Genomic DNA, 22,126 nt, shown 5'->3' with positions numbered 1-22,126 from the left:
CACTGGGTCCTCCGAGCAGGCGGTCTGGGACTCTGCGTTGACGGGATATGGGGGCCGCACTCCTGCAGATGGGCCTTTTTCAGCGGCCTCAGCGCATGTTGCCGGTGTGGCCGAGGGAGTAGCGGCCGGGCTGGGGCCAGACCGTGAGGCCGTGAGGCTCCTTGCCCACGGGGATCTTGGTCACCTTGCCGGTCGCGGTGTCGAAGACGTAGACGACGTCGTCATACCGCCCGGAGAGCCAGAGCTGCTTCCCGTCGGTGCTCACGTTCCCCATGTCGGGGCTCCCGCCCCCCGGAATGGGCCAGTTCGCCTCGATCCGGCGCGTGGCGAAGTCGACCACGGAGACGCTGCCCTTGCCGCGGGGCGGCCCATGCACGTGATTCGAGCCGCGGTTGGACACGTAGAGCTTGGTCCCGTCCCGGCTCGGGTAGAGGCCGTGCGTGCCCTTTCCGGTCTTGATGAAATCGATCTCCTTGAAGGTCTCGCCGTCGATCACGAAGATCCCGTCGGCCCGCATGTCGGCCACGAAGAAGACCTTGCCGTCGGGGGACACGCGGATGTCCTGGGGCATGCCGCCCCGGGACAGCTTGAGATATCCCAGCACCTTGCGGTGGGCCATGTCGACCTTGGCCAGGCTGCCCTGGAACTCGCAGGTGAAGATGGCGAAGCGCCCGTCCATGGAAAAGTCGGCATGATTGATCCCCGCGCATTGCGGCACCGAGAGCGAGCTCTGGAGCGTCATGGTCTGGGGATCGCGAAAATCGAGCCGCTTCAGCGCCTCGGCCACCACCACGGCCGAGCGGCCGTCGGGGGTGAAGTACATGTTGTAGGGATCATCGACGGGAATGGCCCGGCCCGGCTTGCCCGTCATGGGGTCGATCGGGGTCAGGCTTCCGTCCGTGCGGCCCTCCGCGTTGTTGGTCACCCAGAGCGTCTTGAGATCGTACGAGGGGACGACGTGCTGGGGATTGATGCCGACGCGGAACCTGTCCACCACCTTGAGGGTGGCGGGGTCGATCACGTACACCTCATTCGATTTCAGGTTGGGAACGTAGACGCGCGCCGGGGCTACGGCCGCCACGGGGCTCATCTTTTCCGCGCGTGTCTCGCTGTAGAGATTGCTCGGGTCCACCACGGGGGGCATCCCCGGCACTGTCTCCACCGCCCGGGCGGGCTGCTGCGCGGCCGCGTCGCCATACCCCCAGGACACGGCGGCCGCGAGGCAGATCACGGCAAGGGGACGACGCCAGGTATCACTCAGTGACGGGACAGGCACTTCTCACGCTCCGCAATCGACGCTTCGGTTCACTTCGCCTTTCTCGTGCCGATCCTATGGACGTGCGATCGCGGTCTTGACCGCACTGACCGTACGAGCCACGATGGCCTCCACTCCGAGCCGGCCCAGCTCCGCGCTCGCTCGCCTTGGATCGCCATCCACGCCGTCCCCCGCGAGCCCCGTCCCGCGGCGCAGGCGGTCCATCCTCACCAGGCGGGGATCGACGGCGAGCATGAGGGAGGTATCCGCGAGGGAGGCGTGGCTGCCCAGCTCGTCGTCCCGATAGCCCTTCGCCTTCAGGAGCTGGTGAAACTCGTCCTGGCTCGCTCGATAGTACTCTCCAACGGCGTGGACCCGTACGGGCGTCGCCGCCCATTCCCGGTTCAACCGCATCGCCACCGCGCTCTGGCCGGACTGGGTGGATCCGTGATCGCCCAGGAGCACGATGTGGCGGAAGCCGTGAAGCTTGAGACTCCGCGCCGCGTACTCGACAACCCGCTGGAAAACATCGTCGGGCACGGTGAGCGTGCCGGGGAACCTCATGTGCCCGGTGGGCGGACTGACCTGGCCTTCCGGCACATAGGCGAGCACGGGCGCCACCAGAGCGTTGCCCAGCGTGCGCGCGACTTTGTCGGAGAGCACCTTCACCCGCACGTTGTGCTTGCCCACCGCCATGTGCGGACCGTTCTGCTCGGTCCCTCCGATCGGGACTATGGCCGTCGTTTCCCCGGCTTGTATCCGATCGCGGATCTCCGTCCAGGTCAGCTCCTCCAGGAACACGGTGTCCGGCGCCTCAGCGAGCGCGCCTGTCGCCCAGACCAGCAGCACGCACAGGAGTAGCCCGGTCACTGATGATTTCATGAGCGTAGCCTACAGGATGAGCCGAGCCTTATCCAAGCATCGGCACAGTTACCACCAGCCGCGCCACCAGACGAAGAGGGCGATCACGAGGGAAAAGCCGATGATGTACACGAGCCAGGATTCGTACCAGGCGACCTGGGGTACCTCGACTTGATCGGGCTCCCAGGCCACGGCCTGCCGCCACTGCTCGTCCCCCAGGGAGTACTGGACGAAGATCTCGACGGTCCGCTCGAGCGGCACGGAGACGCCCACCGTCCGGTAGCGCTGGGTCAGCGAGCCCTGCTGATTGGTCAGCATGAAGCCGGCGGTGGCGCTCCCCGTGGCCTGGAGATACGTCTCCTCGGCGCGGGCCAGGGTGGCAAAGACATCGCGCCGGCCATCGAGCGAGCCCAGAACCTTGGCGATGGTGTCCGCGTCGGGTGCGTCGTAGGCCCGGTCGATGGTGGAGAGGGTCAGCGGCATCAGTACGAGCGGGGCAGCCCCAGCACGTGCTCGGAGAGGTAGTTCAGGGCCATCTGCTGCGAGATGGGCGCGATCTTGTAGAGACGGATCTCGCGCCACAGACGCTCGACGTGGAACTCCTTGGCATAGCCATACCCGCCGAAGGTCTGCAGGGCCGCGTCGCAGGCCTGAAAGCCCGCCTCCGCGGCCAGGAGCTTGGCGGCATTGGCCTCGCGCCCGCAGGGCCGGCCCGTGTCGAAGAGCCAGGCCGCCTTGAGGCACATCATCTCCGCGGCATCGAGCTGGGCCAATGCCAAGGCGAGCGGATGCGCGATGGCCTGGTTCTTCCCGATGGGCCGGTCGAAGACGACGCGCTCCTTGGCGTACTGCACCGCCCGCTCGAGGGCGGCCCGCCCGATGCCCACGGCCTCGATGCCGATCACGATGCGCTCCGGATTGAGGGAGTCGATCAGGTGATAGAAGCCGTCGCCCACCGTGCCCACCACGTCGGCCTCGGGCACCTCGAGGTTGTCGATGAAGATCTCGTTGGAGTCCACGGCGGCGCGGCCGAGCTTCTCGATCACGCGCACCGCGATGGCCTGGCGGTTGAACTCGGTGAAGAAGAGGGTCATGCCCTTGAGCGGCCGGGCGGGATCGCGGTCGCTCGTGCGCGCGAGAAGCAGGATGCGATTGGCGTGCTGGGCATTGGTGGTCCACACCTTGCGGCCGTTGACGATCCAGCGATCGCCTTTCTTGTCCGCCCGCGTCTGGATGCGCGAGGTATCGGTGCCCGCATTGGGCTCGGTGACGCCGAAGGCCATGACGGTCTCGCCCGTCACGATCTTCGGCAGCTCGCGATTCTTGAGCTCGTCCGTACCGTAGCGCACCACGGGCTCGGGCGGGAAGCAGTAGAAGTGAATGGGCGAGGCGCCCGAGGTGCCGGCCCCCGAGGCGCAGATCTCGTGGAGCATGAGAGCAGCCTCGGTGACGCCGAGGCCGGCCCCGCCATAGGCCTCGGGGATCATGAGCCCGAGCCAGCCGTTGTCGGCGAAGGCCTTGACGAACTCCGTCGGGTACTCCGCCTTCCTGTCCTTCTCGAGCCAGTAGTTCAGAGAGAAGGTCCGGGCCAGGGCGGCGACCTCCTTGCGGATCAGCTCCTGCTGCTCGGTGAGCGCGAAGTCCATCGTGGCCTCCCTGCCGGCCTTTGAAGTGCGAGCCGCAGGACGCTCGCGGGGCTGGGGCCCCGCCGTCCGAGGCGAACGAAAACTCAGAAAGAATAGCACGGACTTGCCCCGCGGAAAGCCCCGGGAGTATCCTCGACGCATGGAAACGACCCCGGCCATCCAGGATTATCTGGGCGCGATCTACGATCTCGCGGGCAGCGACAAGCCCGTGATCGGCGCGCGGCTCGCCCGGCACATGCACATCTCGGCGCCGTCCATCACCGAGGCCCTGCGGCGCATGCAGCGCGAGGGCTATGTCAGGGTAGCGGGCAAGAAGGAGATCCGGCTCACTCCCAAGGGCCTGGACATCGCCCTCACCATGGCGAGGCGCCACCGGCTCATCGAGCGCTGGCTCACGGACGTGCTCGGGCTCGACTGGTCGCGTGCGCATGATGAAGCCCACCGGCTCGAGCACGCGCTCTCGCCCGTAGTAGAGGAGCGGCTGGCCACCATCCTCGGCATGCCGAGCACCTGCCCCCACGGCAATCCGATCCCGGGCATGCCGGAGCCCGAGGCGCACAACCCCATCCCCCTTTCCCAGGCCCCGGCCGGCTCGACCTTCGTGGTCGAACGCATCACGGAGGAGGCGGAGGCGGATCGCCAGCTCCTGCGCTTCCTCTGGGAGAGCGGCATCCGCCCGGGCAGCCGGCTGACCGTCACCGAGGTGGCGCCCTATGCGGGCACCATCTCCGTGGATCTCGAGGGGCGCATCATCACGATGGGCCTCGTCGCCTCGCACAAGATCTGGGTCTACGATCCGCAAGAGCCGGCGCCGAGGCGCAAGCCCGCGCGCCTCCGCGCTGCCCGCAAAGCCGCCCGATAGTCATGTCCGTTCAGGCGCTCTACGCGCTGCAGAACGGCTTCATGGGCTTCGAGAAGAGCGGCCTTTTCTTCGGCGAGCGCTCGGCCGAGAGGGTGCGCATCCCCATCGCCTGCTACCTCATCAAGACCTCGGACACCGCCATCCTCTTCGACACCGGCCTCTCGCCGCGCGCCGTGCCCGGCCTCCTGAGAAACGACTCCCTGGCGGACTTCACGGAAGCCGACCTGCTCGTGAACCGGCTCGACTCGGTCGGAATCGAGCCCGAGAATGTCGATGTGGTGGTGCTCTCACACCTGCATTTCGATCACGCGGGCGGCACCTTCCTCTTCGCGAAGTCGGAGCTCGTGGCTCAGCAGGATGAGTACGCGTATGCCAGTTACCCGGCGGGATTCTTCTCGGGTTATTACTACAAGAAGAACTTCGACCTGCCCGGTTATCGCTGGCGGCTCCTCGACGGCGACACGGAGATCGTGCCCGGCGTCACCGCGCTCCGGAGCGACGGGCACACGCCCGGGCATCAATCGCTCCTGATCGAGCTGCCCCAGACGGGGCCCGTGATCCTCGCCGGCGATTGCTGCTACTGGCAGGAGTCCATCGACAAGGAGATCCCGCCCGGCGTCGTCTGGGACCCGACGCGGGCCATGCACTCCATCAAGCGGCTCAAGACGGTGGCGCGCCTCATGAACGGGCGCATCTTTCCGAGCCATGACCCCGTGTTCTGGGCGTCCGCCATCAAGGCGCCCGACGCGTATCGCTAACCACCCCTCACCCTGCCCTCTCCCCTGAGGGGAGAGGGGTTCGAACTTCCCTCTCCTGTTGGGAGAGAGGCAAAGTTCGTCCTTTAGTGATCCCTCTCCCCCAGTGGGGGAGAGGGCAGGGTGAGGGGGTCGATCCAAGGAGGAACAGCATGGGAGTTCTCGACGGCATCAAGGTGCTGGAGCTGGCGCGCGTTCCTCCCGCGGAAATGCCCGGCATGATGCTGGCCGACATGGGCGCGGACGTGCTCAAGATCGACACGCCCAGCGACACACAGGAGGATCCCGAGGAGCAGCGGCGGGCGGCCTTCGTCTACGTCAACCGCAACAAGCGCTCCATGGCGCTGAACATGAAGGCGCCCGAGGGCCAGGCGATCTTCACCAAGCTGGCGGCCCAGGCCGATGTCATCATCGAGGGCTTCCGGCCCGGCGTCATGAAGCGCCTTGGCGCGGACTACGAGACCGTCCGGGCTCTCAACCCGCGCATCGTGTACTGCTCGCTCTCGGGCTTCGGCCAGAACGGCCCATATCGCGACTACCCTGCCCACGACATGAACTATCTGTCGCTGGCCGGCGTGCTCACCCTCATCGGCGAGCCCGACCGGAAGCCCGTCATCCCCCTCAATCTCGTGGCCGACTATGCGGGCGCCAGCATGCACGGCGCCCTCGGCGTCATGTTCGCGCTCTTCGCCCGCGAGCGCACGGGCAAGGGCCAGTACGTGGACGTCTCTTACCTCGACACCACGATCGCGCTGCTTGCCGCCACGCCCAACATGCGCTTCTACTTCAGCGACGGCCTGGCCCCCAAGCGGGGCGAGGGCTTCCTGGGCGGCTCCTACCCCTACTACGCGATCTACGACACCAAGGATGGCAAGCTCCTGACCATCGGCTGCACGGAGCCCTGGCTTTGGGAGAACTTCTGCAAGGCCATCGGCCGCCCCGACTTCGTCCGGTTCGCGCGCAAGCACGATCAGTTCGTGCGCGCGGCCAATCCCGAGGAGGTCAAGGCGCGGGAGGAGATCGAGGCCTTGATCAGGACCAAGAACCGTGACGAGTGGTTCGACCTGCTCGTCAAGGCCGACGTCTGCGTGGGCAAGGTCTACGACCCCGAGGAGATGGTGCAGGACCCTCAGGTGCAGGCGCGCGACATGATCGTCGAGATGAAGCACCCGACCCTGGGCACCATCAAGGAGTTCGGCATCCCCATCAAGCTCTCGGGCACGCCGGGCACCGTCCGCACGCCCGCCCCGTACGCGGGCGAGCACACGGAGGCCGTCCTGCGCGAGCTCGGGATGACGGCCGCGGACATCAAGGGGCTACGGGAAAAGAAGATCGTAGGCTAGGGGTGCCGGTCTGGTTGTCCGGTCCTCGTCGAGAACGCGATCTCCCAATTTTCATCGGCCCGCCCATCAATCGACAGGCGCCACACGTACCGTCCGCCGGAAGGGATCGGCAGCGGCCCAATGTTGATGGCAAGGGTAGTGTCCAGAGGAGTCCCAGCTATTAAACCCGCGGGACGTCCTACCTCGAAATTCCCGCGAAGCTCGATCGGGCGATCGCCATCCGGCGTCGGCACCCGAACGGGCTGACCATCCGCGTTCAGGAGCTCAAGCGTGAACTCGTGAAGCCTGTTCGCTTGGTCCCAGGGCACCTCGATCTTGAGGGCGATCGCCATGGGAGTCGGATCAGGGCCGGCAACCGACCATCCACCCCCGAGAATATAGAGCTTCCCATTGACGGCCTGGGCAGCGTCTGCCAACAGCATCGTGACCTTCATCGACTTCACCTCGTCCTATGAGGAAGGGCCAGAGAAGAGACAATCATCGGCAGGGCGGCGCCAATGCTAATGCATTTCCAGGCGTGGTCTTCATTTCACGCGCCAGCAAAGCAGCCGCCCAGCGCGAGAAAGAGAAGCGACACGAGAATGTATATCCCGGTGGAGTGCCGGCCGGAGTGTGCGTGAGTTGCTTGTAGAGGCAGGAATGGCAAGCCAGCCCGTCAATCCCTACCTCGACGTGGCAACCAGGGTACTACACGATGTTCATCCGTAGCGTGTGCCAGAAGCGATACACCCACGGCCTAGACTCCAGCGTCTTTGTCGCTCCTCGACGGCTTCAGCTCCGCTGGGATCGTAAGAAAACGACACTAGGTTGAAAGTATGGCTCCCAGATTACTCCCAGGCGCGCTTGTCGGTGAGCAGGCGCACGATGTCGAGATGGCCGCGCCGCCGCGCGATGCCCAGGGCGGTCTCGCGGTCGCCGTCGCGCACGTTCAGGTCCGCGCCGGCGTCCACCAGGACCTTGACCACGTCGAAATGGCCGAACTCGGCCGCGTACATCAGGGCCGTGTTGTCATTGTCGTTCCTGGCGTTGATGAAGGCGCGCTTGGCCAGCAGCAGCTTCACGATCTCGACCTGACCGCGCTGGGCGGCGACCATGAGCGAGGTGATCCCCCGGGGCGCCACCGCGTCCACCTTGGCCCCGCGATCCAGCAAGGTCCGCACGATCTCGAGCTGGCCGTCGCGGGCCGCGTACATGAGGACGGTCCACCCGGCGTACTGATAGCCGGGATCCGCGCCCTGCCCAAGCAGCTGCTTCACCTCGTCCGGCTTGCCGCCGAGGGTGGCCTGGCGGAGCTGCTCGTCCACCGGGCGAACGCAGCCCATGAGCGCGCAGAGCGCCGCGAGGGCGAGCGACAGCGCGTGGCGTTTCATCTGGCACGGGAGTCTAGGTGCCGACCCGAGGCAAGTCAAGCGGCGCCGGAGCCCCTCTGGTAAGCTCGGCCGACAAATGGATCGAGTCTCCCTCCAAGCATGGGGCGCGCTCTGGCGCAGGCTGGGGGCGCGCTCGGATCCCGAGCCCGCTCACGGGGAGATCCAGCGCGCGTACTCCGAGCCTCATCGTCACTACCACACGCTCGAGCACATCGCCCGCGTGCTGAGCCTCTTCGACGGCGTGAGGAGCCGCGTGCGCGAGGCGGATGCCGCGGAGCTCGCGCTGTGGCTCCACGATCTCGTCTACGATCCGCGCGCCAAGGACAACGAGGAGCGGAGCGCGGGCTATGCGAAGCGCATCCTCGGCGAGGGCGGGGTGAGACCCGAGGTGGGCGAGCACGTCACCGCCCTCATCATGGCCACGTGCCACGCGAGCCCGCCGGAGGCTCCCGATGCCCGGTACGTCGTCGACGCGGATCTCTCCATCCTGGGCGGCTCACCGGCCGAGTTCGATCGCTACGAGAGCCAGGTCCGCCAGGAGTACGAGTTCGTGAGCGAGAGCGATTGGAGAACGGGCCGCGCCCGGATTCTCGGCGTGTTCCTGGAACGGCCGCGTATCTTCCTCACCCCGGAGTTCGCCTCCCTCGAAGCTCCGGCCCGGGCCAATCTGGAGCGCTCCCTCGAGCGGCGGCGACGCGCGCCTTGACGGAGGTGCGTCGGGCTGCTAGCGTCGCTGACGCCATGCGATTTGAAGTGGATCTGATCGAGGAAGAAGGCGGCCTCTATCGCGCCACCGCCGTGGCCTACCCCACCGTCACCGTCACCGGTCGCACCGAAAAGGAAGCGCTCGGCCTCTTGATCGACGCCCTCGATCGGCACTTCAAGGACGAGGCGCGCAAGGGCCAGACCCGGTCATGAGCGCGGCCCCCGGCGCGCTCGGCGACCTCCGCGTGGTCGACTGCTCGCGGCTGATCGCGGGCGGCGTGCTGGCGACCATGCTGGCCGATCTCGGTGCCGACGTCGTCAAGATCGAGAACCCCAAGGCGGGCGATCCCCTCCGCACCTGGTCCAAGTCGCTCGGCGAGCTCTGGTGGAAGGTCTATGCGCGGGGCAAGCGCTCGATCACCCTGAACCTGACCAAGGCGGAGGGGCAGGCGCTCCTGAAAAGGCTGGCGAGGAACGCCGATGTGCTCATCGAGAACTACGTGCCGGGGACTTTCGAGACGTGGGGTCTCGGCTGGGAAGCGCTCTCCAAGGAGAACCCTCGGCTCGTGATGGTGCGCGTCTCGGGCTGGGGCCAGGACGGACCGTACCGCGATCGTCCGGGCTTCGGCACCATGGTCGAGGCCATGTCGGGCTTCGCGGCCACCACCGGTCCCGCGGAGTCTCCCACGCTGCCTTCATTCCCCATGGCCGACATGGTCGCCGCTCAGGCGGGTGCGGTGGCAGTGCTCGCCGCGCTCCGCCATCGCGACCGCGTCTCCGGCCGCGGCCAGGTGATCGACGTGCCGCTCTACGAGCCGCTCCTCTCCATCCTCGGCCCCAATCCCATCGAGTACCGGGCCCACGGCATCGTGCGCGAGCGCATCGGCAACCGCTCGCACAACGCGAGCCCGCGCGGAACGTACCGGACCAACGACGGCAAGTGGGTGGCCCTCTCGGCCTCCACGCCGGCTTCGGCGGACGCCATGTTCAAGGCCCTCGGCATCGGGGGCCTGCTCGCCGACCCGCGCTTCGCGACGAACGACGCGCGCATCGCCAATGGCGAGGCGGTCGACCAGGCCATCGCGGAGGCGATTGGCCAGCGCTCGCGCGAAGAGATCGTCCGGCTCTTCGAGACGGAGGGGCTGACCGCGGCCCCCGTCTACGACATCGCCGACATCATGGAGGACCCGCACTTCAAGGCCCGCCACACCTTCGTGGACCTGCCGGACCCCGAGCTGGGCACGGCGACGATGAGCGCGCCCACTCCGCGCCTCTCCGACACGCCGGGCACCATCCGCTGGGTCGGCCCCCCGCTGGGCGCCCACAACCGCGAGGTTTACGCGGGCGAGCTCGGCCTTTCCGACGCCGAGATCGAGAGACTCAAAGCCGACGGGGTGATCTGACTCGCCGGAAAGTCGAGTGATAGGATGTGGCCCATGCCGCGAGATTTCGGGCCCAACCCATTCCTCGACTCGACGGCGGGCGGCATGCTGGCCGCGGTGGCCGAGCGCTTCCCGGAGCGGGAAGCCATTGTGGCCGCCGACCGGCGCATCACGTATGCCGAGTTCTACCAGCGCGTCAACCGGTGCGCCCGCGCCCTCTTCGCCGCCGGAGTGGAAAGGGGCCACACGGTCGCCCTCTGGCTCCCCAATCGCCCGGAGTGGTTCTTCATCCAGTACGCGTGCGCCATGCTCGGCGCCGTGGTGGTCTCGCTCAACACGCGCTACAAGGCGCACGAGCTCGGGTACATCCTCGATCAGTCGGAAGCCACCACCCTCATCCTGACCGATCATCTGGGTCCCGTCGACTACCTCGAGACCCTGGAAAGGGTCATCCCCGGTCTCCACGAGGCCGAGCCCGGCGACCTCGAGGCGGAGAACTTTCCGAACCTCAAGCGGATCATTGTGGACTGCGAAGATCCTCATCCCGGCTGCCTCGGGCTTCACGATCTCAGCGAGGCGGCCGAGGCCGAGGGAGGGTCATGGCGAATCGATGACGTCGCCAAGGCGGCGGAACCGGACGATCCGTGGATAATCCTCTACACGTCTGGCACCACCTCGTTCCCGAAGGGCGCCCTGATCAGCCACCGGAACGCCGTCCCCCACGGCTGGTACGCGGGCAAGGTGCTCGGCGTCACGGAGACCGACCGCGTCCTACACGCCCTGCCGCTGACGGGGACCTGGGGCGGGCTCTGCATCCCGCTCTCCACCTTCGCCCACGGCGGCTGCCTCGTGCTCATGGAGACGTTCGACCCCGCGGTGGCCCTGCACCTCATCGAGCGCGAAGGAATCACGATCTGGAACGCGGTGGACGCCATGGCCATCGCGGTGCTGGACCATCCGGACCTGGCTCGCGGCAAGCGTTCGACGCTTCGCACGGGCGGCTTCGGCATGACGGGGGGCGGCCGCGATGGACTCTTCGAGGACATCGTCCACACCCTCGGCGTCCCTCAGGCCTATCAGCCCTATGGCATGACGGAGCTCAATGCCTTGTGCATGCTCCACTACCTCGACGAGAGCGAGGCGTCGCGGGCGATCCCCGGCGTGTGGCCGGCCGAGGGCATCGAGGTGCGTGTCGTCGATCCTGAGACGGGTGAGGACATGCCCGTGGGACAGGAGGGCGAGCTGTGGTTCCGCGGGCCGCTCGTCACGCGGGGCTACTACAAGAAGCCGGAGGAGACGGCCAGGGCCTTCTCGCCAGACGGCTGGTTCAAGACGGGCGATCTCGCCGTGCGTGACGCCGAGGGGCGCACCATCTTCAAGGGACGGCTGCGAGAGGCCCTGAGGATCAGCCACTTCATGGTGGCCCCGGCGGAGATCGAGGGCTTCATCATGACGCACCCCCAGGTGTCGCAGGCCTTCGTGATCGGCGTGCCCGACCCGAAGCTCAACGAGGCGCCCGTAGCCTTTGTGATCCCTCGCGAGGGCGAATCCCTCACCGAGGCCGACATCATCGCCCACTGCAAGGGCAAGATCGCCTCGTTCAAAGTTCCCCGCCACGTCCGCATCGTCGCCGACGTCCCCCGCACCCCAGGCCCCCATGGCGACAAGGTCCAGAAGGCCAAGCTCCGCGAGATGTTCCTCGAAGAGACGCGTGGCCGGGCTCGATCGCCCCATGGACCGTCAGGGGCGGGGTGTTGTTCGTGATGACACGAGTTCGTGGGGTGACGCACCTCATGAGTCGCAAACGACCGCAAGGCCCTTCGGGTCAATCAAGGCCGCCCTGAAATTGGGCGGATCTTAGCGCCCCTCGCATTCCTCTATACCGCCACAAAGTATCTAATCGTAAACACGTTTTCTCTAGCCAACACCCGTCTCGCTCTGATCCGGTCAAGGTAGCTCTGAATTCCATGCCTGAGGTGGCACTGATCCTGCTCTGTCTGGGATCGGAACAGGCTGGTGTGCTCGCCCAGCGGACACTCTACGGAGGCATGACATGATTCGAGCGGCTCAGCGCGGGGATCAGACGGCAGGCCGGGGCCCCTGCCGGGAGGCCGGCTTCAGCCTGACCGAGCTCATCGTGTTCATTGCCGTGGTCGGCGTGCTGTTCGTCATGACCGTTCCGTTCTTCCTCAGCTACTATCAGGCCGCCGCGGCGCGTGCAGATGTCCAGCAGGTCATGACGCTCTTCAATCAGGCCCGCGAGCTCGCCATAAGGCAGAACGATACGGTCTGCGTCACCCTGCCCAACAATGGCCAGATGGTCCTCCTGCTGGGCAACTGCGCTGGCGCCGCCTGGACCGGGGCGGGCACCGATGTCACCGGCAATATCAACCTGCCGCAGGGATTCACAATCGGACCGCTCAATAGCGTGACCTTCAATTACCTCGGTGCGGCCGGCGCCGCGACCATCTACACCATGACCAACTCGACCACCGGCACGACGATGACGATCTCGATTGCCCTGACTGGCCGGGTGACGAGCCCATAGATGCGTCGCGTGCTCCGATTCTTCGTCGCGGACCAGCGGGGGATGTCGCTGGCGGAGATCCTGGTCGCCTGCGTCATCATCGGGATCGGCCTCGTCGGCCTCCTGTCCGCGGTTCCGACCGCGAGTTATGGCATCCAGGAGGGCCAGCAGCTCTCCACCGCCACCTTTCTCGCCAATCAGAGGCTCGAACAGGTCCGCAATGCGCAATGGGTAGCCGCACCTGCTGCCGACACTCTCGGAGTCTCGGCATCGACCTCCGTGGCCCCGACCTCCGGAGGCGCGACCACCTTCCCTGACGAAAGCCCGATGGCGGCGCCATACAGCGGCTATGCGCGGACGGTCCGCATCGCCGACTGCGGCGTGGGCGCGGGATGCGGCGGCATCGTGGACCCTGGTCTTCGCCAGGTCACGGTCGCCGTGAGCTACCGGCCCTCGACCGCCACCGGTCTCGCGGCTGTCGGCACCACGAAGAGCGCCATGGTGTCCATGCTGATGGCGCAGCGATGAAGGCCATGCTTCAGCTCGCCCGTGAGCAGCGCGGCTTCACCCTGGCCGAGCTTCTCGTCGTCATCGCCATCCTGGGCCTTATGCTGGCCGGTCTGGTGACTGTGCAGATGCAGGGCCAGCAGAGCTACCTCATAGGCTCCCGCCGGGTCGAGGCGCAGCAGAACGGGCGCGTCGCCCTCGAGCTGATGGTCCGCGAGCTGCGCTCGGCCCAGTCCGTGACCGCTATCCCGAGCGCCACCAACATGACATTCGTGGACGAAAACGGCATCACGATCCAGTACCAGCTTGCCGGCGCCGTGATCAACCGAACCGCGGGCGGCGTCACCACGCCGCTCATCGGCGGCGTCCGCACATTCACCCTGACATACTTTTCGGCCTATGACGGCTCCACTAATACCGGCACCACGACCGCCGCCGCGGCAAGCGTCAGGCTGGTCCGCCTTCAGCTCGTGACCGGCACCGAGGAGTCCGTGGCCAGCTATTCGGACTCGAACCAGCAGGCCACCATCGAGATGCTGGTCCGTCTCCGGAACACGTAGAGTCGGGGACCGACAAGGAAATCTCAGGCTAACGTGCACCCGCGCAGCCTCGCCCTACTGGGATTCCTCGTGCTGGCCGGCCCTGGCTGCAAGGCGCAGGCGCCCACGCCGTCCGCTCGCGTCGAAGCGGATCCAGCCTCGCGTGCCGGCGCCGCTCTGGAGGCCGGCCGCTTCGCCGAGGCCGTGGGCCTCTTTCGCGAGGCGCTCGAGCGCGCGCCGGAGAGCGTGCCCCTCCGCTACGGACTCGGAGTCGCGCTCTCGTACACGGACCGCGCGGCCGCGATTCGCGAGTTCCAGTGGGTGATGGTCAGTGCCCCTCCCGGCTCGCGGGAAGGCGTCGAGTCGCGAGGGTGGCTCGCCCGTGCCGGGGCCCTGCCAGATATCCCCTCGGAGCCGAGCCGGTCAGTCGAGCGCGAGCGCCAACTGGGTAATGCCGTGCTGGTGGGCCGCGCGCTCTTCGCGGAGAAGGGCGCCACGCCGGAGACGATGCGGCGGCTCCAGCTGTTTCTGGTGGGCCAGCCGGACAGCCCGACCAAGGAAGAGCGCTACAATCTCCGGACGGACGAGAACGGGGACTTCAAGTTCCCCGACGTTCGACCCGGGCCCTACATGCTGACGAACCGCGTCGCGGGCCAGCCGATCTGGCGGCTCCGCGTTGAGCTCAAGCCGGGCGAAGAGAAGCAGCTCGACTTGGATCCCGGCAACAGCATCGCCGTGCGCGACGACTTTCCCCAGCCTCGCTAAGTCAGACGGCCGCGGTCCGGGCCGGACCCGAGATGTTCCTCACGCCCAAGTTCCGGTCACGCTCCGGTCCGTGGCGCCCAGTTCCTGGTCACGGGGTGGTTCCGCGCAGGTGACAGCCGCTTGACGCTTGACATCCGGGTGTCCGTCGCGTGACTCGAGCATCGCATTCTGCGATTTGGAATCCCGTGATTCTCGACGGCTGGCTCCCAACTCGCCCTCGTCATCGACGTCCAGAAGTGCATGAAACAGAAGAGCATTGCCGCGCCGCTGAAGAGCCCACCCGACTGAACCGATGATCTCAGGCCCATCAGGGTGGGCCGGGAACTGATCTTGCTATGGAACGTCTCGAATGATCCAGCCTTCAACGAACCTCCCGGAGGTCCCGAGGGAGAGGAGGACGGCATGCGTTTCCATCGTCTCTTGATTCTCACGCGGTGCCAGCGCGGGGTCGCGCTGCCCATGGCCTTGCTGACCATGCTAATCCTCTCTGCGCTCATCATCGCGTTCTCGATGATGGCGGCCTCGGAGCCCCTGCTGGCGAACAATCAGCTGCAGGTCGCTCAGGCCCGCGCCGTCGCCGAGAGCGCGGTCGAGCGGGCCATCTGGGCGCTCAACAATCCGGCCAGTGCGAATGGCATCCCGAGCCCGCTGATCACGCCCGCGGCACCCTACAATGGCGCCACGGCAATCCCCGTGGTCCTGAACGGTCTTCAGGTGGGCGTTTTCACCATCTCCGTCACCAATGGGGCGGCCGCGAACGAGCGCAATATCGTGGCGACCGGCTGGGCGCCGACCAATGCAGGCTCGGCTCCGAAGGCCAAGCAAAAGATCATCGCGACCGTCTACAAGATCCGATTCCTTGATCCCCCGGCCGGATTGGTCGTGCGCGGCGAGATCTCCGCCAGCGGGAACTCCATCGTCGACTCCCGGGCCGACACGAGCTGCGGCAACAAGGCGGGCACCTGGAGCCTGGGCGCGACGGTCACGGGCGGGTCGGCAACGATCTACGGCGCCGACGGCAACAATGCCGCGAACCAGACGGGCGACATGTTTCAGAATCTTCCCAACACGGCGTTCGATCCCTATACCTACTCCCAAGCGGAGCTCAGCGCGCTGAAGACCTTTGCCAAGGCCCAAGGGACCTACTACCAAGGCTCGGTGGATTTCAACCCGAGCAACCGGCTTCCAAACGGCATCATCTACGTGGATACGATCAGCGGGCAGAACATCGACGCCGCCGGGCCGAGCACCACGCCAACGAGCGACTTCGCGTCGGTGGGCATCCGCGGCAACGCTCCCGCCGACCCCAGCGGAATCTTCAGCGGCTGGATCATCGTCGCGGGATCCCTCGTGATCGACGGGAACTTCCAGATGCGCGGCTTGATCTACATCTTGAACGATCTCACCTATACGGGCACAGGAACCGGACGCATAGATGGGGCGGTCATCAGCCAGAATGTCCGGGACGTTTCTGCCACGACCATCGACACCAATGCGGGCGGCAACGCCGCCATCTATTACAACTGCAACTACGCCCGCACGGGCGGCGGCCAGGTGCCCCAGACCTGGACCATCGAGTCCGGCACGTACAAGGAGGTCTCCGGCTAGCTCTCCCGCGGCAAAGAACTGTCGCCTGCCGTTCGTCCGCCCTTTCCGCTCCGCAGGGCGATCTGTTGAAGCAGCCATGCGCCTCGCGTATGCTTCCCGGGCACCCCCTACTCAGGGCTGGGACAAGGAGATCGCCCGTGAAGCTCGATATCGGCATGCTCAGCCACGACCTCAAGACGCTCCCCGACTATGCCCGCAAGGTCGAGGCCATGGGCTATGACTGCCTCTGGTCCGCGGAGACCCAGCACGACCCGTTTCTGCCCCTGGCCGTGGCCGCCTCCGTCACCGAGAGCGTCAAGCTCGGCACGAACATCGCCACGGTCTTCTCGCGCAGTCCCATGATCACGGCCATGATCGCCTGGGATCTGCAGAAGGCCTCGGGCGGGCGCTTCATGCTGGGGCTGGGCACCCAGGTCAAGGCGCACAACGAGCGGCGCTTCTCGGTCAAGTTCGAGTCGCCCGGGCCCAAGATGGCCGAGGCCGTCCGCGCCGTCCGCGCCATCTGGGACTGCTGGCAGAACGGCACCAAGCTCAACTTCAAGGGGCAGTTCTACACCTTCGACGTCATGACGCCGTTCTTCAATCCGGGCCCCATCGACCGCCCGAACGTGCCCATTTACATCGCCGCCGTGAACACTTACATGTGCGGGGTGGCCGGGGAGTTCTGCGACGGGATGCACGTGCATCCCTTCAACAGCCCGAAGTATCTTCGGGAGGTCGTGCACCCGAGCGTCGAAGCGGGGCTGAAGAAGTCGGGTCGCTCGCGCAAGGACTTCACGTACGCGACGGCCAGCTTCGTCATCGTGGGCGACACCGAGAAGGAGCGGCGCGACCAGGAATTGATGGTCAAGCAGCAGATCTCCTTCTACGCCTCGACCCGAACCTACCAGCCCGTGCTCGACGTCCACGGCTGGGGCGGGCTGTCGGCCCAGCTCCACAAGAAGAGCGTGGAAGGCGACTGGAAGGGCATGGCCGAGCTCATCACGGACGAGATGCTCGACACCTACGCGGTGACGGCGACCTATGACAAGCTGCACGACAAGATCATGGAGCGCTACCAGGGGCTGCTCGACCGCACCTCGCTCTATCAGCCCTACCAGCCCAATCTCGGCGATCCGCGCCTGCCCGCGCTGGTGAAGCAGTTCAATGGTTAAGCCCTCGCCTCGCCGCTCGAGACGAGCGCCTCAGCTCGAACTGCGGGCTCGGCGACATGGCTCGGCACCCCTCACCCTGCCCTCTCCCCTCGAGGGGAGAGGGATGCGTCGGGAGAAGCAACTGGAGAGCAATGGATGACGAGCAAGGTGCAGGTCGAGATCAAGGCGCCCGTGGCCACCATCACGCTGAACAAGCCGGAGCGGCTGAACGCCCTCGACCTCGAGGTCTGGGAAGGGATTCGCGAGGCTGCCGATGCCGTGGACAGCGCCCCGGGCGTGCGCGTCGTCATCCTCCAGGGCGCGGGCGGGGCCTTCTGCTCGGGTCTCGACGTCAAGGCGGGCTCGACCCTCGGGGCCATGCTTGAAGGCTCTGCCGGCGCCGCTCTTCCGCAGATCCGGCATCATCTCGCGCATCTGCAGGAATGCTTCACGCGCCTCGAGCGCGTGCGCGTCCCCGTCATCGCGGCCATCCAGCGTGTCTGCATGGGCGCGGGCATGGAGCTGGCCCTCTGCTGCGATATCCGCATCGCCGCCGAGGGCACGGTCTTTTCCATTCCCGAGGTCCAGCTCGGTATCATCCCGGACATGGGCGGCACCCAGCGCTTGCCACGCACCATCGGGATCGGCATGGCCAAGGAGCTGATCTACTCCGCCCGGCGCTTCGACGCCGCCGAGGCGCTACGGATCGGATTCGTGAATCACGTGTACCCGGCGGGCGAGATCCAGGCGCGGGCCGCTGAGCTGGCGGCGGAGATCGCCGCGAACGGTCCGCTCGCCGTGCAGGCGGCCAAGCAGGCCATCGATGGAACCTACTGGCGCGAGCGCGATGCCTGGCTCGCCTGGGAAGCCGACCAGGCGGCAGGCCCGCTGCTCTCTGATGACCGCAAGGCGGGCATGAGGGCCGCCGCGGAGCGCAAGCGCGCCGACTTCCAAGGCAAGTAGCCCCGAACCGGAGGGGACATGGCAGATCTCTACGACATCGGCGAGAAGCCGCCGCTCGGCGAGGTGCCGGCGCGGATGCACGCGTATCTCGTCAGGCAGAACCGTTTCGGTCAGCCGCGGGATGCGTGGAAGCGGGAAATCATTCCCACGCCGACCATCGGGCCCGACGAGGTGCTGATCTACGTGATGGCCTCCGGCATCAACTACAACAATGTCTGGGCTGCCCTCGGCCAGCCCCTCGACGTCATCGCCGAGCGCCAGAAGCTGGGCGAGCCCGAAGACTTCCACGCCGGCGGCAGCGATTGCTCGGGCATCGTGTGGGCAGTCGGCAAAGACGTCAAGAACGTCAAGGTCGGCGACGAGGTCATCATTCACAGCGGCTGGTGGCGGCCCGATGACCCCTGGGTGCTCTCCGGCAAGGATCCCATGCTCGCCGAGAGCACGCGGATCTGGGGCTACCAGACCAATTACGGCAGCTACTGCCAGTTTGCCCGCGCCCAGGCGCATCAGTGCGTGCCCAAGCCCAGGCGGCTCACCTGGGAGGCGGCCGGCTGCTTCCTCCTGTGCGGGTCAACCGCCTACCGGATGCTCATGGGCTGGGCTCCCCATACCGTCGAGCGCGGCGATGTGGTGCTCGTCTGGGGAGCCACGGGCGGGCTTGGCAGCATGGCCCTCGAGATCACGCGCGCTCAGGGCGGCCGCGCCGTCGCCGTCGTCTCGGACGAGGCCAAGCGCAAGTTCTGCACCGAGCATGGCGCCGCGGGCGTCATCAATCGCACCCAGTTCGACCACTGGGGGCCCATGCCCGATACCAAGGACGGCAAGGCCTACGGCAACTGGGCCAAGGGCGCCCGCGCCTTCGGCAAGGCCGTCTGGGACGCCCTCGGGGAGAAGACCAATCCCCGCATCGTCTTCGAGCATCCCGGTGAGTCTACGCTCCCCACCTCGGAATTCGTGTGCGCGACCGGCGGCATGATCGTCATCTGCGCGGGCACCACGGGTTACAACGTCACCCTCGATCTTCGCTATCACTGGATGCGCCAGAAGCGTTTCCAGGGCAGCCATCTCTCCAACGACGAGCAGGCCGCGGCGGTGACAAAGCTGGTGGCGGCCGGCCAGGTCGACCCATGTCTGTCGCAGACGTACGCCTTCGACGACATTCCCGAGTGCCACCAGCTCATGCTGGAGAACAAGCATCCCTACGGCAACATGGGCGTCCTCGTGAACGCCCCCAAGCCCGGCCTCGGCGCCTCCTAGCGAGGAACTAAGCTGGCAGGCGGCTCAAAAAGGTCCAGATGCGAGGCGGCGCGGGCGGCGGCACCCCGAGGCGTACTCTCTGTACGTTGAGCGGGTGCCGCCGCCCGCGCCAACGAAGCAGATGGGCCTTTTTCAGCCGCCTGGGAGGTAGATGCGGGCGTAGTGATTATCGACGACTTCGCCCTCGGGGCTGACGGCGAAGTTGGACGTGACGATGCCGTGCGCGCCCGCGAAGGCTCCGTCGCCGCCCGTCACCTTCCACGTCACGGCCCCGCGGCGGACCCCGGGCGTGTCACTCGGGAGCACGACGCCCTGCCCCAGCGTGGCAAAGGTGATGCCGCCCGCTCGTCCGTAGCGGATGGTACCCGTCTCCGTGAACGTGCCCTCGTCCACGATGGTCACTTCAGCCTCGAGCACGGCCTCGTCACCCGTCCGCTGCTCGACTCGGCTTTCCACGCCGGCCGCCGTCATCACGCACGAGAGGGCCTGGCTCGACGCCACGCTTCTCGACCGCCGCTTTCCCTCCTTGCCGGGCACCGCCCCCGCCCGTCCCCTGAACTCGAGCGCGAAGATCAGCTCCCTCACATCAATACCAGCGGGGATCGCCCGGCAGCACCGGCACCGGCTTGCCATTCACCTGGAGAATACGCGGGCGGATGGTCGGCACCTCCCGCCCGCCCAGCTGGGCCAGCACGCGGTCGGCGGGCGCCCCGCCCTGCTGGACCAGCTCGAGATTCTTGATGGTGGGAGTGCGGAGGCCAATTTCTTTTCGCTTGAGAGCCTCGAAGGCCTCGGCCGGGGTCAGCCACTTGAGCTCGACGATCTCGTAACCATCGACGGCGGGCTCCTGCCCCGGCGGCATCTGAGCGGCGAAGAAGCGTGTGTCGAAGCGGATGGGTTGCTCTTCGGGCGTGATCCAGTGAGCGAAATACGCCACGCGGTCGGTGGCCAGGATCAACCGCTCCGCTCTCAGCATGTCGAAGAAGGCGGGGTTGGCCTTTTGCGTGGCGGCCCGGTAGGCGGCATAGCGCGCGCGGCGGTCCGCGGTGATCCGGAGGAGCTCGCCGTCCGGTCCATAGGCGAGGAGGACGCCCACCTCCTCGAAGGCTTCCCGGATGGCGCCGACCCAGTAGGAGAGGGCTTCGCGCGGTGAGAGACCACCGCCCAGGCGCGCGGCCGCCGTAGCGGCGGTGAGCCCTCGGCAGAAGCTTTCACCGTCCGCCGGCATGTCGTCGGCCTCGACCTTTCCGCCGGCGAAGACATAGTCTCCGGCGGCGAACTTGCTCTTGGCGTGACGCTGGAGCAAGAGGGTCTCGACGGCGGAGGGCGGACGATCGCGCAGGAGAACGAGAGTGGCGGCGGCGGACGGGGTCACGGGCTGGGCCATGGGGCGGTCTCACGGATTGTCACACACGAGGGCGTGACCTGTCCCAAGCACGTGCTACCCTTGGGCGGCAGCCAAGACGTCAGCGAGGAGGGCGGCGGTCGGATGCGGAGCATCGGACGATGGCTGGGCGCGGGGCTGCTCGGTCTCGCCATGGCTGCCTGCGCATCGAGCACGAACCCACCCGTGCGTGGGGACAATCCTCCGAGCCGCGCTCGCTGCGTCAGCGACCTCGACCGGCAGCCCGGCACCATCAACCGACCTCTCTTCTATCTCTTCTGCATCGAATCGCCGTGAGCCGGAATCGCATCGAATGGGCATGAGAGGAAGCCGCGGGCGAGAATTGCAAAGGGCCTTGTCAGGAGCCGTGGGCCAATGAGACAATCGCCCATGGCCATGAGCGACCGGCGGGCAGATCTCAGGCGCTACCCCAGGGCCAAGGTGACATGGCCCGTGATCTTGGAGCTGGAGAATCGCTCGCTGGAGCTCGAGACCGTGAACCTCAGCCCCATGGGCACCAAGGTGCGGGTCGATGAGCCCCTGGAAGTCGGCAAGACGGCCAAGCTCCACTTCCACCCACCCAACGGCCGCTCTCTCGACGTGGATGCCATTGTCTGGCGCGCCGACCGGGACGGTTCGGCGTTCTTCTTCGTGGGGCTCGAAGGGGACGAGACCGAGATCATCAGCCGACCGAGTCCGCAGAATCCCTGATCCGACTAGTCCAGCCCTCGCCGCGCCGCTGATCGACTCGGGGCCTCCCAACCTGACGAGGAGAGATCACTCGTCCCGGCGCTGCTCCATTCGCTCCTGGATCTCGGCCGCGAAGAGGTCGAGGGTGAGGGGGCAAGGCGGCTCGTTCGCCCCCACGTACTGACAGTCCAGCTCGCTGCACTGCACGAAGAGCTTGCCGCTCCCGCCGATGACGGTGCTGCGGCGGAGCGTGATTGACACCGTCTCGGATACGACCTCGCACTTGAACGACTTGGCCGGGGTCCGGCGCACGAAACCATCTCCTTCGAGAGCGCGGCTGCTCACCGGCGCTCCGCATGATCCGCTCGTGAAGCCAGCAGAGACGCGCATCCCCGCGTCTCCTTTTACGACGAGGCGTCCAGTATAGCAGGTCAGGCGGTCGACTCGTCGCCAATGAGACGAGGCAGGACGGTGAGCGCCTCTTTGATCCTCGGGCCGTACCAGGTGGCCAGCTTGCCGTCCACGAGGTGGAGGCGCCCGGCGCGGACGGCGGGGATCTCGGGGCGCGATGCGA

General features: G+C 66.7%; 26 protein-coding genes. 17 read left to right on the top strand and 9 right to left on the bottom strand.

Features of this window, described 5'->3' with window-relative positions; all coding sequences use genetic code 11:
* Window positions 1-88 precede the first annotated feature (88 nt).
* The 4 genes from VGT00_08960 to VGT00_08945 form a co-directional block, all read right to left on the bottom strand.
* On the bottom strand, window positions 89-1,144 hold the full coding sequence (locus VGT00_08960) for a YncE family protein (GenBank protein HEV8531532.1): 1,056 nt from the start codon (window positions 1,142-1,144) through the stop codon (window positions 89-91).
* Window positions 1,145-1,330: 186 nt separating this feature from the next.
* Window positions 1,331-2,137, bottom strand: coding sequence for a creatininase family protein (locus tag VGT00_08955; GenBank protein HEV8531531.1), 807 nt, complete (start codon window positions 2,135-2,137; stop codon window positions 1,331-1,333).
* A 48-nt stretch (window positions 2,138-2,185) separates the two neighbouring features.
* Window positions 2,186-2,599, bottom strand: coding sequence for a hypothetical protein (locus VGT00_08950; GenBank protein HEV8531530.1), 414 nt, complete (start codon window positions 2,597-2,599; stop codon window positions 2,186-2,188).
* The gene (locus tag VGT00_08945) at window positions 2,599-3,762 is read right to left on the bottom strand and encodes an acyl-CoA dehydrogenase family protein (GenBank protein HEV8531529.1); all 1,164 of its coding nucleotides are present in this window, start codon (window positions 3,760-3,762) and stop codon (window positions 2,599-2,601) included. The genes VGT00_08950 and VGT00_08945 overlap by 1 nt, the downstream gene beginning before the upstream one ends.
* A gap of 139 nt (window positions 3,763-3,901) precedes the next feature.
* Here VGT00_08945 and VGT00_08940 point away from each other — a divergent pair, with 139 nt between their 5' ends.
* The 3 genes from VGT00_08940 to VGT00_08930 all read left to right on the top strand — a co-directional run bounded on the left by VGT00_08940 (window position 3,902) and on the right by VGT00_08930 (window position 6,722).
* Window positions 3,902-4,624, top strand: a complete 723-nt coding sequence (locus tag VGT00_08940; GenBank protein HEV8531528.1) for a metal-dependent transcriptional regulator — start codon at window positions 3,902-3,904, stop codon at window positions 4,622-4,624.
* A 2-nt stretch (window positions 4,625-4,626) separates the two neighbouring features.
* Window positions 4,627-5,382 carry an N-acyl homoserine lactonase family protein gene (locus tag VGT00_08935; protein HEV8531527.1) on the top strand — a complete coding sequence of 252 codons (756 nt, stop codon included), beginning with the start codon at window positions 4,627-4,629 and terminating at the stop codon, window positions 5,380-5,382.
* 149 nt (window positions 5,383-5,531) lie between these two features.
* Window positions 5,532-6,722 (top strand): CaiB/BaiF CoA-transferase family protein, encoded by a 1,191-nt coding sequence (locus VGT00_08930; GenBank protein HEV8531526.1) that lies wholly within the window; start codon window positions 5,532-5,534, stop codon window positions 6,720-6,722.
* Here the strand turns inward: VGT00_08930 and VGT00_08925 are convergent.
* Both VGT00_08925 and VGT00_08920 read right to left on the bottom strand, forming a co-directional pair.
* Window positions 6,719-7,156, bottom strand: a complete 438-nt coding sequence (locus VGT00_08925) for a hypothetical protein (protein ID HEV8531525.1) — start codon at window positions 7,154-7,156, stop codon at window positions 6,719-6,721. The two genes, VGT00_08930 and VGT00_08925, sit on opposite strands and share 4 nt — an antisense overlap.
* Before the next feature lie 393 nt (window positions 7,157-7,549).
* Entirely contained in the window at window positions 7,550-8,092 is a 543-nt protein-coding gene (locus tag VGT00_08920) for an ankyrin repeat domain-containing protein (GenBank protein HEV8531524.1), read from the bottom strand.
* A gap of 76 nt (window positions 8,093-8,168) precedes the next feature.
* On the opposite strand from VGT00_08920, the gene VGT00_08915 reads away from it, so the two are divergent.
* The 12 genes from VGT00_08915 (at window position 8,169) to ccrA (ending at window position 19,478) form a co-directional block, all read left to right on the top strand.
* Window positions 8,169-8,798 carry a hypothetical protein gene (locus tag VGT00_08915; GenBank protein HEV8531523.1) on the top strand — a complete coding sequence of 210 codons (630 nt, stop codon included), beginning with the start codon at window positions 8,169-8,171 and terminating at the stop codon, window positions 8,796-8,798.
* A gap of 35 nt (window positions 8,799-8,833) precedes the next feature.
* Complete coding sequence (locus VGT00_08910) at window positions 8,834-9,010, top strand: hypothetical protein (GenBank protein HEV8531522.1); 177 nt, start codon at window positions 8,834-8,836, stop codon at window positions 9,008-9,010.
* A complete protein-coding gene (locus tag VGT00_08905; GenBank protein HEV8531521.1) occupies window positions 9,007-10,200 on the top strand; it encodes a CoA transferase in 1,194 nt (397 codons plus the stop codon). Before VGT00_08910 ends, VGT00_08905 begins: the two co-directional genes overlap by 4 nt.
* A gap of 33 nt (window positions 10,201-10,233) precedes the next feature.
* Window positions 10,234-11,943, top strand: a complete 1,710-nt coding sequence (locus tag VGT00_08900) for an AMP-binding protein (GenBank protein ID HEV8531520.1) — start codon at window positions 10,234-10,236, stop codon at window positions 11,941-11,943.
* Between the two features lie 289 nt (window positions 11,944-12,232).
* Window positions 12,233-12,727: a type II secretion system protein gene (locus VGT00_08895; GenBank protein HEV8531519.1), complete on the top strand. Its 495-nt coding sequence runs from the start codon at window positions 12,233-12,235 to the stop codon at window positions 12,725-12,727.
* The gene (locus VGT00_08890; protein ID HEV8531518.1) at window positions 12,728-13,234 is read left to right on the top strand and encodes a prepilin-type N-terminal cleavage/methylation domain-containing protein; all 507 of its coding nucleotides are present in this window, start codon (window positions 12,728-12,730) and stop codon (window positions 13,232-13,234) included.
* Window positions 13,231-13,773 (top strand): prepilin-type N-terminal cleavage/methylation domain-containing protein, encoded by a 543-nt coding sequence (locus tag VGT00_08885; protein HEV8531517.1) that lies wholly within the window; start codon window positions 13,231-13,233, stop codon window positions 13,771-13,773. Before VGT00_08890 ends, VGT00_08885 begins: the two co-directional genes overlap by 4 nt.
* Window positions 13,774-13,806: 33 nt before the next feature.
* On the top strand, window positions 13,807-14,517 hold the full coding sequence (locus tag VGT00_08880) for a tetratricopeptide repeat protein (GenBank protein HEV8531516.1): 711 nt from the start codon (window positions 13,807-13,809) through the stop codon (window positions 14,515-14,517).
* Between the two features lie 402 nt (window positions 14,518-14,919).
* Window positions 14,920-16,125, top strand: a complete 1,206-nt coding sequence (locus VGT00_08875; GenBank protein HEV8531515.1) for a hypothetical protein — start codon at window positions 14,920-14,922, stop codon at window positions 16,123-16,125.
* A gap of 137 nt (window positions 16,126-16,262) precedes the next feature.
* Complete coding sequence (locus VGT00_08870; protein ID HEV8531514.1) at window positions 16,263-17,279, top strand: TIGR03617 family F420-dependent LLM class oxidoreductase; 1,017 nt, start codon at window positions 16,263-16,265, stop codon at window positions 17,277-17,279.
* Window positions 17,280-17,414: 135 nt separating this feature from the next.
* The gene (locus tag VGT00_08865) at window positions 17,415-18,221 is read left to right on the top strand and encodes an enoyl-CoA hydratase/isomerase family protein (protein HEV8531513.1); all 807 of its coding nucleotides are present in this window, start codon (window positions 17,415-17,417) and stop codon (window positions 18,219-18,221) included.
* 18 nt (window positions 18,222-18,239) lie between these two features.
* Window positions 18,240-19,478: a crotonyl-CoA carboxylase/reductase gene (gene ccrA / locus VGT00_08860; protein ID HEV8531512.1), complete on the top strand. Its 1,239-nt coding sequence runs from the start codon at window positions 18,240-18,242 to the stop codon at window positions 19,476-19,478.
* Window positions 19,479-19,610: 132 nt separating this feature from the next.
* On the opposite strand, the gene VGT00_08855 is transcribed toward ccrA, so the two are convergent.
* Together VGT00_08855 and VGT00_08850 are read right to left on the bottom strand one after the other, a co-directional pair.
* A complete protein-coding gene (locus VGT00_08855; protein ID HEV8531511.1) occupies window positions 19,611-20,063 on the bottom strand; it encodes a hypothetical protein in 453 nt (150 codons plus the stop codon).
* Window position 20,064: 1 nt separating this feature from the next.
* Window positions 20,065-20,865 carry a hypothetical protein gene (locus VGT00_08850; GenBank protein ID HEV8531510.1) on the bottom strand — a complete coding sequence of 267 codons (801 nt, stop codon included), beginning with the start codon at window positions 20,863-20,865 and terminating at the stop codon, window positions 20,065-20,067.
* 33 nt (window positions 20,866-20,898) lie between these two features.
* Between VGT00_08850 and VGT00_08845 the strand changes: the two genes are divergently transcribed.
* Window positions 20,899-21,159 carry a hypothetical protein gene (locus VGT00_08845; protein ID HEV8531509.1) on the top strand — a complete coding sequence of 87 codons (261 nt, stop codon included), beginning with the start codon at window positions 20,899-20,901 and terminating at the stop codon, window positions 21,157-21,159.
* 78 nt (window positions 21,160-21,237) lie between these two features.
* Window positions 21,238-21,573 (top strand): PilZ domain-containing protein, encoded by a 336-nt coding sequence (locus VGT00_08840; GenBank protein HEV8531508.1) that lies wholly within the window; start codon window positions 21,238-21,240, stop codon window positions 21,571-21,573.
* Window positions 21,574-21,639: 66 nt separating this feature from the next.
* Here the strand turns inward: VGT00_08840 and VGT00_08835 are convergent, their stop codons facing one another.
* Window positions 21,640-21,864 carry a hypothetical protein gene (locus VGT00_08835; protein HEV8531507.1) on the bottom strand — a complete coding sequence of 75 codons (225 nt, stop codon included), beginning with the start codon at window positions 21,862-21,864 and terminating at the stop codon, window positions 21,640-21,642.
* Window positions 21,865-22,126: the final 262 nt, after the last annotated feature.

The sequence above is a fragment of the Candidatus Methylomirabilota bacterium genome, from assembly GCA_036002485.1.
Classification (GTDB): domain Bacteria; phylum Methylomirabilota; class Methylomirabilia; order Rokubacteriales; family CSP1-6; genus AR37.
This window is presented reverse-complemented; position numbering and strand designations above follow the sequence as displayed.